At 63.0% G+C, this 13,702-nt stretch carries 15 protein-coding genes; 4 read left to right on the forward strand and 11 right to left on the reverse strand.

What is annotated here, in order from left to right; translation table 11 throughout:
• Window positions 1-86: 86 nt before the first annotated feature.
• The 6 genes from ACZ2GY_RS03915 to ACZ2GY_RS03940 all read right to left on the reverse strand — a co-directional run bounded on the left by ACZ2GY_RS03915 (window position 87) and on the right by ACZ2GY_RS03940 (window position 4,754).
• Window positions 87-728 (reverse strand): MBL fold metallo-hydrolase, encoded by a 642-nt coding sequence (locus ACZ2GY_RS03915; RefSeq protein ID WP_471673065.1) that lies wholly within the window; start codon window positions 726-728, stop codon window positions 87-89.
• Between the two features lies 1 nt (window position 729).
• Window positions 730-1,254 (reverse strand): hypothetical protein, encoded by a 525-nt coding sequence (locus ACZ2GY_RS03920; protein ID WP_471673066.1) that lies wholly within the window; start codon window positions 1,252-1,254, stop codon window positions 730-732.
• Window positions 1,251-2,528, reverse strand: a complete 1,278-nt coding sequence (locus ACZ2GY_RS03925) for a serine/threonine-protein kinase (protein WP_471673067.1) — start codon at window positions 2,526-2,528, stop codon at window positions 1,251-1,253. Before ACZ2GY_RS03925 ends, ACZ2GY_RS03920 begins: the two co-directional genes overlap by 4 nt.
• 177 nt (window positions 2,529-2,705) lie before the next feature.
• Window positions 2,706-2,906 carry a hypothetical protein gene (locus ACZ2GY_RS03930; protein ID WP_056549029.1) on the reverse strand — a complete coding sequence of 67 codons (201 nt, stop codon included), beginning with the start codon at window positions 2,904-2,906 and terminating at the stop codon, window positions 2,706-2,708.
• Between the two features lie 58 nt (window positions 2,907-2,964).
• Window positions 2,965-3,765 (reverse strand): mechanosensitive ion channel family protein, encoded by an 801-nt coding sequence (locus ACZ2GY_RS03935; RefSeq protein ID WP_277358635.1) that lies wholly within the window; start codon window positions 3,763-3,765, stop codon window positions 2,965-2,967.
• 143 nt (window positions 3,766-3,908) lie between these two features.
• Window positions 3,909-4,754 carry an SDR family oxidoreductase gene (locus tag ACZ2GY_RS03940; protein ID WP_471673068.1) on the reverse strand — a complete coding sequence of 282 codons (846 nt, stop codon included), beginning with the start codon at window positions 4,752-4,754 and terminating at the stop codon, window positions 3,909-3,911.
• Between the two features lie 55 nt (window positions 4,755-4,809).
• On the opposite strand from ACZ2GY_RS03940, the gene ACZ2GY_RS03945 reads away from it, so the two are divergent.
• Both ACZ2GY_RS03945 and ACZ2GY_RS03950 read left to right on the forward strand, forming a co-directional pair.
• Window positions 4,810-5,331, forward strand: coding sequence for a metallophosphoesterase family protein (locus ACZ2GY_RS03945; RefSeq protein ID WP_471673069.1), 522 nt, complete (start codon window positions 4,810-4,812; stop codon window positions 5,329-5,331).
• Window positions 5,332-5,406: 75 nt separating this feature from the next.
• Window positions 5,407-6,507, forward strand: coding sequence for a S1C family serine protease (locus ACZ2GY_RS03950; RefSeq protein ID WP_471673070.1), 1,101 nt, complete (start codon window positions 5,407-5,409; stop codon window positions 6,505-6,507).
• Window position 6,508: 1 nt separating this feature from the next.
• Here the strand turns inward: ACZ2GY_RS03950 and ACZ2GY_RS03955 are convergent, their stop codons facing one another.
• From ACZ2GY_RS03955 to ACZ2GY_RS03970, 4 genes are all read right to left on the reverse strand, one after another.
• Window positions 6,509-7,087 (reverse strand): hypothetical protein, encoded by a 579-nt coding sequence (locus ACZ2GY_RS03955; protein ID WP_157359117.1) that lies wholly within the window; start codon window positions 7,085-7,087, stop codon window positions 6,509-6,511.
• Between the two features lie 69 nt (window positions 7,088-7,156).
• Window positions 7,157-7,657: a hypothetical protein gene (locus ACZ2GY_RS03960; protein WP_471673071.1), complete on the reverse strand. Its 501-nt coding sequence runs from the start codon at window positions 7,655-7,657 to the stop codon at window positions 7,157-7,159.
• Between the two features lie 286 nt (window positions 7,658-7,943).
• Window positions 7,944-8,855, reverse strand: coding sequence for a transposase (locus ACZ2GY_RS03965; RefSeq protein WP_471673072.1), 912 nt, complete (start codon window positions 8,853-8,855; stop codon window positions 7,944-7,946).
• Between the two features lie 137 nt (window positions 8,856-8,992).
• Window positions 8,993-9,220, reverse strand: coding sequence for a hypothetical protein (locus ACZ2GY_RS03970; protein ID WP_056549018.1), 228 nt, complete (start codon window positions 9,218-9,220; stop codon window positions 8,993-8,995).
• A 498-nt stretch (window positions 9,221-9,718) separates the two neighbouring features.
• Between ACZ2GY_RS03970 and ACZ2GY_RS03975 the strand changes: the two genes are divergently transcribed.
• Together ACZ2GY_RS03975 and ACZ2GY_RS03980 are read left to right on the forward strand one after the other, a co-directional pair.
• The gene (locus ACZ2GY_RS03975; RefSeq protein WP_471673539.1) at window positions 9,719-11,197 is read left to right on the forward strand and encodes an MDR family MFS transporter; all 1,479 of its coding nucleotides are present in this window, start codon (window positions 9,719-9,721) and stop codon (window positions 11,195-11,197) included.
• Between the two features lie 26 nt (window positions 11,198-11,223).
• On the forward strand, window positions 11,224-11,772 hold the full coding sequence (locus tag ACZ2GY_RS03980; RefSeq protein WP_471673073.1) for a GNAT family N-acetyltransferase: 549 nt from the start codon (window positions 11,224-11,226) through the stop codon (window positions 11,770-11,772).
• Window positions 11,773-11,870: 98 nt separating this feature from the next.
• Here ACZ2GY_RS03980 and glsA read toward each other — a convergent pair whose 3' ends face one another.
• Window positions 11,871-13,685: a glutaminase A gene (gene glsA / locus ACZ2GY_RS03985; RefSeq protein WP_471673074.1), complete on the reverse strand. Its 1,815-nt coding sequence runs from the start codon at window positions 13,683-13,685 to the stop codon at window positions 11,871-11,873.
• Between the last annotated feature and the right edge of the window lie 17 nt (window positions 13,686-13,702).

The raw sequence follows: 13,702 nt of genomic DNA on the forward strand, positions 1-13,702 counted from the left end.
TTACCGGCCCTGCAGTTCACTGAGATTTTTCAGTGTGAGATGAGCTTAGTCCTCGATGTACCGGACCGATACTGGCCTTCTGCCAACTAGGAAACGTTCACACGTGCCGGCGGGTTATGTCCGGGGCACACCCAGCTGACACCACCGGCATTGATTCTGCGCTGCAAGTCCGCGGTAGTGCGTGCAGCGAGCGGATTATCACTGTTCAGGGCGCTATAAAAGCGTTTGATGGTCCCGTTGCGCTCAACCCGGACTGCGTCACCCGTGAACAGTACGTCGTCGAGCTGAAAGGCCATCTGACCGGGAGTGTGACCGGGAATGGGGAAGGTGGTGAGGCCCTCGAAAAGTTCGCGGTCGCCGTCGAGCTCGGTCACCGTCGCAGGGAGTTCAACCCGAGCCAGGCGGAAAAGCGTCCGGCGCACGCGGGTGGGAGGCGCAATTTCCCGGCGCAGAATGGCGGCATCCGCTGCGCCGAGCCATACCGTTGCGTCCAGGTCATGCTGTAGGCGCCGGGCGGTCTGGGCGTGGTCGGCATCGTAATGGGTGAGCAGAATGTCGGTCACCTTCCCAACAATGGGAGCAGCATCGCGCAACTCGCCAAGCAGGGCGTCATACCCGCTGGCCATTCCGGGATCAACGAGGGCGGTGTGGCTTGGCGTGCGCACAAGGTAGCCGTTGGCTCCTTTCGAACGCTGCAGTTGGTAGCAGTTTCCTGAGATGGTGCGCATGCTAGTCTTCCCCGCTGTTCTCTTCTTCCTGCTTCTGTCTTTCCTTCTCCTGCTTCTCGGCTTGTTCCTGGAGTTCCTCGGCGACCTCCTCCGCCCGCTCCCTGTCGCGGTCCGTCTGGGTCTCTCCGGGATCCCTGCTGTCTTCCAACAGGCCCTTGGCCGGCGCTGTAAAAGTTGGGGGCGGGGGAACGGGGGCCGGTTCAGTGGAAGGTACGGCCGGTGCGGTTGGCGCAGGGACCTCGGCTGGTTGCACCGAGTTGATGAAGGCCTCGATGTTCTGTTGGATCCGCTCCGCCCGTCCCGGTGTCACGGCGCCGGAATCCTCTGCTTGCTGAACCGCGGCTTTGAGGGCCTCCGCACGGTCCACCGCAAGTTCAAGGTTGCCCTCCTGCGTAACAACGGCAATTTCCCTCACCTGCTGCTGAAGCGACTGCGCTGCACCCGGGTCAAGAGCTTCAGCGCCTCCGCATCCTCCAAGCACCGGCAAGGCCAACGCGAGGACAATCATGTATCGCTTCGACCTCATGGCTGCACACTTTCGTAGAGTTCAGACAGTCTCTCGCCGGGAACACCGGGAACTGACGGCAAAGGTTCCACGGCGGGCGCCTGATTGAACAGCCCCGCCAGCGCCGCTCCCAGCACCACCAGAACCAGAACGACGACGACGGCGCCGGCCACCCACCAGCGCCGGTTCCGTGGGGCGGGCCTCCGGTTACCCGAAGCGCGGGGTCTTTCGTTGGGTTCCGGGCGCTGAGTTGAGTGTTCGTTCAGTCCAAGGACAAAGGCCCTGCGCGTGGAGTGCGGATCCTGCACCGGAGGCGAACCGTGGGCTGCGCCGGGAAGGACTCTGGTTGCAGGCCCGCCATCTTCGACCGCGGTATCCGCAGCGGCGGCGCGCGCGTCAGCAAGTAAAGCGTTCCGCTGAGCGGCCAGGGCATTCGCGACCTCGGCCGCCGTTGGCCGCGCGCTTCCGGTTTCCGCCGTCATGCGTGAAATAAGCTCACGCCAGGCGGGGTTGATCGTTGCCGGGATTTCGGGGGCGCGGTGCAAGCGGGCAAGCGCCGTCTCCAGCCCTCGGCCTTCGAAGGCAGGTTCCCCGGTGAGGCATTCGAGCAGCACAAGGCCCAGCGCGTAGATGTCGGTCGAACTGTCAACCGCTTCACCGCGGGCCTGTTCGGGACTGAAATACGCTGCAGTGCCGATTGTCTCGCCGGTCGCGGTGAGCCGGTCGCTGTCCACCCTGCGGGCTATGCCGAAGTCCGTCAGAACATACCCGAAACGCCCGGATGACGGTTCGGCGTCGCGGGTCAGCACATTGGAAGGTTTGACGTCCCGGTGGGTAATTCCTTTCGCGTGCACATACGCGAGTGCCCGGGCAACGTCGTGGCCGATAGCCCACGTTTGTTCCGGTCCCAGCGGGCCGTCGCGCAGGAGCCGGTGCAGGTCCGGGCCATCGATCAGGTCCATGACGACCCAACCGGCTATAGGGGAGTTTCCGACATCATGCACCTTGACCAGGCCCGGGTGATCCAGCCCGGCCAGCAACTGCGCCTCTACACGCTCACGGTCGGAGAGCTGCGCGTCCGGCTGACCATGGAAGAGCTTGATAGCGACGTCCCGGTCCAGTACCCGATCGTGGCCTCTGTGGACCTCGGCCATCCCACCGCTGCCAAGCAGGGCACCGACGGTGTAGCGGCCATCCAGCACTTCGCCCGTCGGGTCACCGATGCGCCTCCGTGGCACCGGCCGTGCGGAAGGCGCGGCCGCGGGCGTTCTGCCGGGCGGAGGTGGGAGCTGCATGTCAGGCACCTCCTCATTGTCCGCCGTCGTCGTCCTTCCATGAAAGCGCAGAGTTGGGAGGAGCTCAAGGATCTTCTTCCGGTTCTCATGACACTCTCATGTGGTAGCCAGTACAAGAGGAGGGGAGGGTACGCACTGCGAACCCTCCCCCTCGTGGACTGCTTCCTTGCCAGGTGACTAGCCGAGCAGGCCGCCGATTCCACCGCCGCCGCCGAGCTTCCCGAGCAGGTCCTGTGGGTTGATGCCGAGCTTTTCCAGAAGGCCGGAATCACGCTCGGTGTCCACCTGATCGGGCAGTTCCTGGTCAGCCTGCTGCGCCTTGTCCTGGTTGCCCTGATTCTTCAGAAGGTCAATGATCTGCTGCTTGTCGATGTTCATGATTTTTCCTTATCTCTCTGGGTTTCTGGAACGGGAAGTGCTTCGGAGGAGCCGGAACCTAACGGAATCGAGGAGCGTTCGGGTCATCCGTCTGGTTCACCTGGTGGCTACCGGAGGTGTCCGCGGTCTGGCTTTGTGCCTTGGCTTTCTGTGCCTGGCCCTTGAGCTGCTGGGAGGCCGGCGGCGATGACTGGGCCTCAGCCTTCACCCGCGGTGCTTCCTCCTCAGCCCGGTTGAGGTAGTGCTCCCAGCGCTGCGACATGGGTTTGATGAGCCCGCCGCCGACGCCGACCACAATGACTCCGACAATTGCAGCCAGAACGGCAATCAGGATCGGTGTGGTCACCGTGGTGGCGATCTCAACCTGGTTGAGAGCCGCGATGATGCCGATGCCGAGAATGAAGACGCTTGCGATATTCGCCAGGACCTTCCCGTAGGAAAGCCCTCCCAGGGTGCCCTGGATGAGGTTCTTGACCGCCGCGGCAATGGCGGCTGCGACGATGACGATGATGATTGCGACGATGATCTTCGGCAGGAAGGCAATGATGCCTTCAAGCAGATCGCTGACCGGATTCGGCCCGAAGACTCCAAAAGCAAACTGAAGTACAAACAGCACCAGCGCGTAGTAGACAATCTTGGCGATGATGTCGCTGGCATCCAGTGATGACTTCGCGAGCGCCTTCTTGACGCCGCCGCGTTCCACGACGCGGTCAAATCCCACACGTTCGAGCAGTTTGTCCAGCGCCTTGGAAATCGCTTTGGCGATCAGCAGCCCGACGATCAGGATGACGAGGAACAGCAACAGCTTCGGCACGAACTCGACCACGGTCGCGAGACCGCTTCTCAATGTTTCTTCCATCGGGACCTTCTCTGTTTGGCTTCATGGAGCTTCCAGATCGGTGGAACGGCTGCCCCACCGGTGTGCACGTTTCCAAGAGTAGGCACACTCAGGCAAAATAGAAAGGGTACTTATTATTGTCTTTGGGGACCAGGCCACTCGCGTCAGGGGTGTCGAACGCCTACGCCCTGCAGAACTGCCCGGTACCCCTCCCGGTAGGTCGGATACGTAAAGGTGAAACCGGTTGACGTGAGCAGCACGTTGCTGCAGCGCTTGCCGGTGACCTCGCGCTCTTCAGTGGGGGCTTCAATAGGCGGCACGGGTAATCCCAGCTCCTCCGCGATGAACTGTCGGACCTCAGCCAGCAGCGCCGGTTCCTGGTCGGTGCCAAGATACGCCGTGGCCGGCGCCTCGAGTCCTGCGAGGTGTACGATGGCCGCCGCGGCGTCGTCGCGGTGGATCCTGTTGGTCCAGTGCGGAGCGCCGCCCGCGTGCGCCGTGCCGTTCCGCACCTGATCGATCAACCGGGTGCGTCCCGGTCCGTAGATACCCGAAAGCCGCAACAGTACCGATTGGGGCGCACGTTCGGTGAGCAGTTCCTCCGTTTCACGCAGGACCGTGCCAGTGGCGGTGGACGGCGCAGGCGGCGTGCTCTCCCCGATCCAGCCGCCGTCGTCATTGCCGTATACGGCGGTCGAGGAAACGAAAATGATCCGCCGCGGCTCAACCCCGTCGCGGGCGAGTGCCCCGAGCAGGTTTGCGGTGCCCTCATAGTAGGTAGCGCGGTAGGCAGCTTCGGTCCGCCCGTCCGCAGTCAGTGCGATGACCACGACGTCGGTGTCCGCCGGGATGGCCGGCAGCTTGCCTGTGAGGTCAACCGAGGAACCCTCAATCCGGGCCGGCAGCTTGTCTGCGGACCGCCGCCACCCGACAACCCGTTGCCCTGCTTCCGCAAAATAGAGTCCCGCCTGCGTACCCAGGTCGCCGCATCCGGCAATCAATACAGTCATCCCCTGAGCTTCCCACACGGGCTGGACCGTCGGACGCACGTGCCAGACTGGGCATATGGCTACCCGGTTGCTCATCATCGCCGATACCCATGTGCCCAAGCGCGCCCGCCGGCTCCCACCAGAGGTGTGGGAGGAGGCGGAGGCTGCCGACGTCGTCGTCCATGCCGGTGACTGGGTGAACGTGGAGCTACTCGACGAACTGGAGCACCGCACGCAGCGCCTCATCGGTGTTTACGGGAACAATGACGGTGCTGATCTTCGCGCGCGGCTACCCGAAATTGCCCGGGCGGACATCGAGGGCATCCGGTTCGCAGTGATCCACGAAACCGGAGCGGCAACTAACCGGGAGAAGCGCATGGATGCCATGTTCAGCGATGTTGACGTGCTGGTCTTCGGCCACAGTCATATCCCCTGGGACACCACCACACCGAACGGTATGCGGCTGCTCAATCCCGGCTCGCCGACGGACCGGCGCAGGCAACCCAACTGCACTTTCCTTACTGCACAAGCGCACGACGGCGTCCTCGGCGAGGTGCGCCTGCATTCCATTCCGGCGCGGTCATCCGGCCGCCGCTAGGGTTAGCGCCTTTTGGTCAGTTTCCATAGTTGGTAGGAATGAGGGTAGACAATCGCCAACTGCAAGGAGTCTGCCGTGAACGATCCACAGAATCAGCCGCCGGGAATGAAGCGCCTCGCCGCCGTCGCTATTGTTGCTTCCCTTGCCCTGGCGGGGTGCACGGCCGCGGATGAACCGGAGACGGAATCCGGGACGGGTGAAACGGCGGGTGCAACATCGGGTGAAACGGCGGGGGGAAGCGGCGACGCCGCTGACTCGCCGGCCGCCACGGTGGCGGACATTCCGGAAATCATCGATGACGTCCAGCCATCCGTGGTGACCATTTTCCTGGACAACGGAGGGCTGGGCAGTGGTGTGATCTACACCGAGGACGGGCTGATCCTCACCAACGAACACGTGGTGCGCGGTGCGGAGGAAGTGCAGGTTGCCTTTGCCGACGGACAGCGCGTCACCGGCACTGTGGTTGCCACCGATGCCGTCACCGACCTCGCACTTGTGCAGGCTGACCGCACTGGTCTTCCGCCCGCCGAGTTCCAGACGGAGCTGCCGGAGGTGGGAGAGCTGGCGGTTGTCATCGGCAGCCCGTTGGGCTTTGAGAACACGGCAACCGCAGGAATCATTTCCGGGTTGCATCGGGAAATTCCGGGTTCTGCGACTAACAGCGCGTCGCTCGTCGACCTGGTGCAGACAGACGCGGCCATCAGCCCGGGCAATTCCGGCGGAGCACTGGTCAACGGTCAGGGCCAGGTGGTGGGAATCAGCGAGGCCTATATTCCGCCGCAGGCGGGCGCGGTCTCGCTGGGGTTTGCGATCCCGGCCGGCACCGCCGTCGAAGTGGTGGAGGAACTCCTCGAGGACGGTTCGGCTGAACACGCGTTCCTCGGCCTGGCTCCTCGCACCATCACGCCGCAGATTGCCCAGCAGCTCGGCGTCAGCGTTGAGCAGGGCGTTGCGGTGCTCGCGGTGGAAGAAGGCGGACCGGCCGGCGAGGCCGGGATTCAAGCGGGAGACATTCTGGTGTCCCTCAACGGTGAGCCGCTCGCCAGCTCGGAACAGCTCCTGGCCGCACTGCGCTCTTTGAATCCGGGGGAGACGGTGACAGCGGAGCTGATGCGCGAAGGCGAAACCTCGGAGGTGGAGATCACCCTCGGCGAGCGGCCCGTCGAGAACGGCTGACCTAGCGGCGGGTTTGCCGCCGGCTGGTCGTCCGGTTCAGGGTGAAGGACAGGGCAAAGGCAAGGATGGCGGCGGCGAAGAGTATGAACTTCGCCGTCGTCAGGAAACTCGCGAAGGCCACTTCGGAGGATGTGATTTCTACGGAGGCGAGAGCAGCTTCGAGCACAAGGTTCTCGGCGATATGCACGGCGGCATAGAGCACGGCGACGGCGTAGAAGAGCCAGCGGAGCGGTGAGCGGCTGAACCGGCGGACCAGCAGGATGATCAGCGCGGCGAACGCCACGGGAAACAGCAGGAACCAGAGGTAATGCACGCTCTGGTAGCGCTCGATGACCGCAGCGTCCAGGAGGTCACGGACTGCCTCGACGTAGTCGGCGTCGTACCCACCGACCATCATTTCCGGAAGCGGGATACCGATGGCGCGCTGCACAGACTGCAACTGCAGCGCGCCCAGTGCGAGCGAGACCACCGAAATGACAGCCGCGGCGATGATCAGCCAGGCACTGCGCCGCCGGGATGGGGCGTCGTCGTGCTCGGTTGCTTTCAGATACCTGCGCTTGTCTGCTCTCATCTCTGCCATGTCTCCCATTCTTGACTTTTCAGTGTGCTGACTGACCTCACGATCCCGTTACGGTACTCCTGCCGAGCGTCAGCTATCCTCGACATCCACTTCGCTGGCCACGATGTAATTTTCCCCGTCGTAGTCGGCATAGGCGTCCTCTTCGAGGTCCAATCCGGTGTCATCCTCGACGGTGGGCAGGTCGAAGGATTCCATGACGGTTCCGGTCACCGACACTGCCGCGCCCGGCTCAACTTCGACCGTGCCTTCCTCCAGAACCACCAGCAGCGCCTCGACGGTGGTGTCATCCGTCCCTGCAATCGTGAAGGACGTGTCGGACACGATCTCGTTGACGTCGGCGGAGACAGTTACTTCCTCGCCGATGTAGCTCTGGTAGGCATCGTAGAATTCGGAATCGAGGGCGCCGTTGTAGGGAGCAGTTTCGTTGTCTTCCTCCACCACATCCTCGACGTCGGCACCTTCTTCCGAACCGGATGTGCCGTTGCAACCCGTCAGGCCGAGTGCGGCCAGCGGGAGGATTCCTGCAAGAGCCAGAGTTCGGGTCCATGACATGTGCTTGCGCGTGTTCATATCGTTCTCCTTTTTCTGGTGAGGGTGGCGGCGCCTGGCAGCCGTAGCTGCCAGCGCCATCTATGACACTAAGCACGCTTGCTAACGTATTCAACCGGTCTTGACCGGTTCGTGACCGTACGGTCTGAGGCGTGACCCGCTAGTGCTCAGACAGAACTTCTACCCGAACGGCGCGGGTTCGGGAAACGCGAGCGACGGCGGAGCCTACGAGGTGAAGAGCGTCACCTTGTGGGCGGCGGCGATCGTTATTCCGACGTTACCGGGTGAGCTTTTGCCGCATGAGCTTTTACCGGGTGAGCTTCTCGAGCGCTTTGCGGGCGCGCTCCACCTCGCGGGCTGACTCCTTTGCTGCACGATCAGCCTCCGTGCGCTCGCGGACCGCATCATCGGCAGCATCATCAATGACGTCGATGTCCTGTTCCAGGGCGCGAATCCGCTTTCTCAGGTCCCTTACCTGAGCCACTAGCGCGTCACGGTCGCGGTCGAGTTGATCGACTCGCTCGCGTGCACGCTTCAACGCAGACCCGGCTTCCTCAAAGTGATCTTCTGCGTCCTCAAGGTCAGCGCGTGCGTCGGAAGCGCGGTCGTCTTCCGCCTTCTTCGCCGCATCGGCCTTCGTCGCATCTGCGGAATCAGCGGAATCAGCTGCATCAGCTGCATCAGCGCTCGCGTCGCCGCTGTTCACCGCGCCGCCTGCGTCGAAGGGCCCGCCCACTGCTCCGGCGAGATCCACCGCTTCCCAGCCCGTCGCCTCCAGCGGCCGGATCAGGCGGCCGGTAGCAACGGCAGCGGCAGCACCGGCGTCGGCCATTGCTGCCCGCAGGGTCTGCTCCACTTCGAGGGCCGCAGCTGAACTTGCCGGGTGACCAAGTTCTTCAGACAGGGCGACGCCGTCCTTGACCAGCGCTGCAATAAGTTGCTGGCGTTGCGTTCCGAGTTTCTTCAACTCACTGCGGTCCAGCTGTTCCTGTGCCTCGCGCATCGCCGCACCCAGTGTCAGCGCCTGCCGCAACTGGTCGCCGCGGTGAATAGCCATCATGTTCAGCAGCCAGGCAGACGCCGACGGCTTGCGCAGCGCGCGGACTTCCTTGGCGAGCGACTTGTCATCGAGGGCCTTCGCGCGGGTATTGCGGGCCGCGGTGAACTCGTCCAGGGGTTGCGAGTAGAGCTCGGACGCGATGTCGGCGAGGTCAGTCACTGCGGAACGATCTCCGAACGGTTGGCTGTGTTTCTACCGTTGAGTGTGCAGGACACACCCCTTCAGGCTCACCATTTACGGCGTGTCCTGCCAGCTCAACGCGCCGGACCTTGTTTCCATCCGGTGCTGTGCGCGGATCAGACCGTCTCCAGCGAGGGGGATGCGGCAGCAAGGCGCTGCCTCAGCTCGTCGCACGCCGCTTCATAGTCGGCCAGCAGGCACTCGGGAGGGTTGAGCTGGTCAAGCAGGGCAAAGTACTCGTTGCATCTGAGTTTCAGCTCGCTGGTGCTGAGCAAGGATGCATCAAATCGAGCCGATGGGAGTTCCTCGGCCGGCAGGTCCAGGATGCGAAGCTTGTCTTCCACGGGATCTCCACAGGAGTTGTCACTGTGCCCATTGCTCAAGCTGATGGAATCGTAGCAACAATCAGGTAGCTGATCAATCGCGGGTCAAGGCAGCGGGGGTATTGACGGCCCCGGTTCCGGAATAGGCCTGTCCGGTGAGGGGCCGGGCCCGGGCTCCGGCGGCACGCCAGGGGTGTCGGGTGCCGGATCAGGAAAGGGGTACGGGGTAGGAGCGGGCTGCGGCTCCGGCGCCGGTTCCCCCGGCGGCCGTGGCTGGGACGGATCGGGATGCGGCTCATGAGGCGGTGGGATGGACATCAGAAGGACCTTCTCTCCGTCAGCGGTGCGCTCAGAAATAACAGTACGCCGGAGACGGTACTCGGGGAATAAGCTGCGGCCGGCCGTGCTTGTTACTTCTGGCTGCGCACACTCCTGCGCGCCGTTCAGTATCTTCAGGGGGACCCTTCCGTGTCGCAAACGACCAACAAACGCACTCAGGCCGACGGCGGCACGAACCAGATCGACGAGGTCAGCGAGGTCTCTCCTCGCGACCGGCTGGTCATCTCCCTGCTCCTCGTCTCGGCCTTCGTGGTCATCCTTAACGAGACCATCATGGGAGTGGCGCTGCCGCGCCTCATGGATGACCTGGGCATCACCGCCTCGGCCGGACAATGGCTGACGACGGCGTTCATGCTCACCATGGCGGTTGTCATCCCCATCACGGGCTTCCTCATCCAGCGTTTCAACACTCGGCCGGTCTTCCTCGCGGCCATGACCCTCTTCAGCCTGGGCACCCTGGTCTCTGCGATAGCGCCCGGTTTCGAGATGCTGCTCGTCGGCCGGGTGATCCAGGCCAGCGGAACCGCGATCATGATGCCGCTGCTGATGACCACCGTCATGACTCTCGTGCCGCCGTCGTCGCGCGGCAAGACGATGGGGAACATCTCGATCGTCATCTCAGTGGCGCCCGCCATCGGCCCCACCATTTCCGGGATCATTCTCAGTGTGCTGGACTGGCGCTGGATGTTCTGGCTGGTGCTTCCCATCGCCCTCGGTTCGCTGGTCCTTGGCGGCATCCGCATCCAGAACGTGACCACGCCGCGACGCACGCCGATCGACGTCCTCTCCGTCATCCTCTCCGCCTTCGCGTTCGGCGGGATCGTCTATGGACTGAACCAATTCGGCGAGGCTGCAGCCGGATCGGGTATTCCGGGTTGGGTGCCGCTCGCCGTCGGATTCGTCGGGCTGGCCTGCTTCATCGCACGCCAACTGGTGCTGCAGCGTCGCGACCGTGCGCTACTTGACCTGCGGACCTTCCAATCGCGTACCTTCACAGTGTCGATCCTCGTGCTGGCCATCAGCATGATGGCGCTGTTCGGAACAGTCATCCTGCTGCCCATCTACCTGCAGGATGTACTCGGTCTCGAACCAGCGGCTGCCGGCTTGATGCTGCTGCCGGGCGGGCTCGCCATGGGTCTTCTCGGACCGGTTGTCGGGCGTGTCTTCGACAAACACGGGCCTCGCGTTCTGGTGGTTCCGGGTGCGCTGCTTGTCGCATCGGCATTCTGGGCGCTGACCCTGATTGATGCTTCGACCCCGATCCCGTGGGTGCTGGCCTGCCACGTGACTTTGAGCATCGGGCTTGCCGGTATGTTCACTCCTCTGTTCACCTCGGCTCTGGGCTCAGTGCGGCCGCAGCTGTACTCCCACGCGAGTGCGGTTGTCGGCACCGTTCAGCAACTAGCAGGGGCTACGGGCATCGCGCTTTTCGTGTCCGTCATGACGCTGCAGACAGGCGCGCTCATGGCCGCCGGCACCGCGGAGGTGCCCGCTCTGGCAGGCGGCATCCGGATGGCCTTCCTGTGTGGAGCGGTCATCTTCCTGTTTGCCGTGGTCGCAGCGCTGTTCGTCCGTAAGCCGGCAGCGCCGGCCGGTCCGCCGCCGTCGTCGTCAATGCACGACGGCGAGGAGGCACCTGCCGCTCCGCTGGCACATTAGGCTCGGCCGCACATTAAACTCGACTGATGGTTCATTTCACCCCGCCGCCGGTCCTGACCACCGCAAGGTTGCGCCTTGAACCGCTGGGCCCGGAGCATGTGGAAGGAACCTGGATTGGGCTGCAGAACCCCGAGTCGATGCGTCTGACCGGAACCCACGGGCAGTTCAGGCGGCCGCAGATCGAGTCGTGGCTTGCGGGGCTTGCGGAGACTGACGGGCGGGCGGATTGGGCGATCATCCTTACGTCGGATGGGTCCCACATCGGTGAAGTGGTGCTGAATGATTACGACGCGGACAATTCATCGCTCGGGTTCCGGATTGCACTCAATGCTGATTCAAGATTCGGTCACGGTTATGGCACCGAGGCGACGCGAGCCGTCGTCGGGCATGCGTTCGATGTTATCGGGGTGCACCGCATCAGCCTGGAGGTGTACGCGTTCAATCCACGGGCACAACGGGCTTACGAGAAGTGTGGATTCCGGGTCGAGGGGCGGCTGCGGGATGCGCTGCGGTGGAACGGCGAGTGGATTGACGCCGTGGTGATGGGGATGTTGGCGACTGATCCGCGGCCCTGAGGTTACGCCTGCAGGACTGGGTGCGAATCACGAACACGACCTGCGTTCATCTGGGGTGTAACAGGTAACCGGCGGTGCTGCGGGTGCGCAGCGCCCGGTCAGTCGCGGATCCTGACAGCAGTTTCCCTGAGATAGAGATCCACCCGGGTATATGCGTCCCGGGTCAGGGCTTTCCACAGCTCAAGAGCGAGCCGCTCATCCTCCGACTCCAAGCGAGATATGGCGTCCGCCGTGAGGAGCTTGATGACAACGTTTCCGGACGCCTTGACCGTGGTTTCCTGCCGATCGTCACTGCCGAGCGCAAGTTCCCCAAAGGTCATCCCGGCACTAAGGGTGGTCAGTTTCACCCGATCGCCGGTGGGACCGACCACCGATGTCGTGACCGCTCCAGACAAAATGAAAAACACTCCACCGAACGACTGACCGATACGACGGATGACATCGCCGTCGTCGTAACTTCGATCTTCCATCCGGTCTGCGAGCTTCTGCACGTCTTCAGCGCTGAGCGGACCAAGAGCCGGACACTGGAAAATGTCAACCTTGCTCGGCAGATCGAGATCGCTCCCGTATGTTGCAATCAGCCGGTTCTCGCACCATTCAACCGCCGCCGTCCGCGTGTCAAAAGTCGGAACCTCACGGTCGACATCGCGGAAAGCATGGGCAAGCGTTCCCTCCGCATCTATCAACACGAGCTCCCGGCCCTCATCGACCAGGTTCTCCCGGACCTCAGCCAGGAGCCGGAGGGAAACATCTGCAACTTCATCGACGCGACGCAGGTCCAGAATGACGAGCTCCACCTCCTCCGGGAGGTTGCTCAGTTCGCGGACCATCGACTCGGTACCGGCAAACAGCAGGTCACCATTCAGCTCGACAAGGCGCGCACGATGCCCATGATCGCGAATGAGGTCCATTGCCTCATCGTCGCGTCGGATGCCCGATGGCGCGGCAGTGATGTCGTAGGTCGAGCGGATAGCAGACTTGCCCACACGCGCTGCCCGGACAAAGTGCAACTCCATGTCCTGCGAGAGCCGCTGGCTTGTCGCTATGCCGCGCACGCTGCTGCCGTGCTCATCGAGCGGCGGTGAATAGACCGCCAGCCCAACCTGCCCCGGCAGTACAGAGATCGTTCCACCGCCCACACCGCTCTTGGCCGGCATCCCGACGGTACTGATCCACGAACCGGCGTCGTCATACATTCCGCAGGTGGTCATGACGGACAGCACGCGCTCCACCGGCACAATGTCCATGACCTGATTCCCCGTCATGGGATTCCGCCCGCTGTTGGCCAGGGTCGCCGCCATGAGGGAAAGGTCCAGGCAGTTCACCAGCACCGAACACTGACGGAAGTAGTCCTCGATTACCGGCGTCGGATCGTCCTCGATGATGTTGAAGGACCTCAACAGGTACGCGAGGGCACGGTTCCGGTGACCATGTTCGAGCTCCGATGCGAAAATTTCCTCATCAATGGAAAGCTGCCGCCCCGCAAATGCCGAATACGTGTTGACGATCCGCTTGATCCGGGTATTGCCGCCAGCTCCCTTGACCAGCGAGGTGGCAGTCAGCGCGCCGGCATTGATCATGGCGTTTGCCGGGCGACCGGTACCTTCGGCAAGAGATATCTCGTTGAACGAATCACCGGAGGGCTCAACGTCAACCTTCTCGTCCACCGCGTCCAGCCCGAGATCCGCCAACGCCAAACCATAGGTGAAAGGCTTTGAGATCGACTGGATGCTGAACTCTTCGCGCGTATCGCCGACCTCGTAGATGTACCCGTCCACGGTGGTGAGGCAGATCCCAAAGTTGTCCGGATTGACGTTCGCCATCGCCGGAATGGTGCTGTACGGCTTGCCGTCCTTCAGATCCGCAATCTCCCGGTGAATCCGCGCAAGGTAGCTTTCAATTGGAGATTCCATAGCTGCAAGACTATGGC

This window comes from Arthrobacter sp. KKT183, from assembly GCF_055657625.1.

Coding starts and splice junctions, on each gene's coding strand:
- ACZ2GY_RS03915 (WP_471673065.1), bottom strand. CDS start 728: ATGCGCACCATCTCAGGAAACTGCTACCAACTGCAGCGTTCGAAAGGA.
- ACZ2GY_RS03920 (WP_471673066.1), bottom strand. CDS start 1,254: ATGAGGTCGAAGCGATACATGATTGTCCTCGCGTTGGCCTTGCCGGTG.
- ACZ2GY_RS03925 (WP_471673067.1), bottom strand. CDS start 2,528: ATGCAGCTCCCACCTCCGCCCGGCAGAACGCCCGCGGCCGCGCCTTCC.
- ACZ2GY_RS03930 (WP_056549029.1), bottom strand. CDS start 2,906: ATGAACATCGACAAGCAGCAGATCATTGACCTTCTGAAGAATCAGGGC.
- ACZ2GY_RS03935 (WP_277358635.1), bottom strand. CDS start 3,765: ATGGAAGAAACATTGAGAAGCGGTCTCGCGACCGTGGTCGAGTTCGTG.
- ACZ2GY_RS03940 (WP_471673068.1), bottom strand. CDS start 4,754: ATGACTGTATTGATTGCCGGATGCGGCGACCTGGGTACGCAGGCGGGA.
- ACZ2GY_RS03945 (WP_471673069.1), top strand. CDS start 4,810: ATGGCTACCCGGTTGCTCATCATCGCCGATACCCATGTGCCCAAGCGC.
- ACZ2GY_RS03955 (WP_157359117.1), bottom strand. CDS start 7,087: ATGGCAGAGATGAGAGCAGACAAGCGCAGGTATCTGAAAGCAACCGAG.
- ACZ2GY_RS03960 (WP_471673071.1), bottom strand. CDS start 7,657: ATGAACACGCGCAAGCACATGTCATGGACCCGAACTCTGGCTCTTGCA.
- ACZ2GY_RS03980 (WP_471673073.1), top strand. CDS start 11,224: ATGGTTCATTTCACCCCGCCGCCGGTCCTGACCACCGCAAGGTTGCGC.
- glsA (WP_471673074.1), bottom strand. CDS start 13,685: ATGGAATCTCCAATTGAAAGCTACCTTGCGCGGATTCACCGGGAGATT.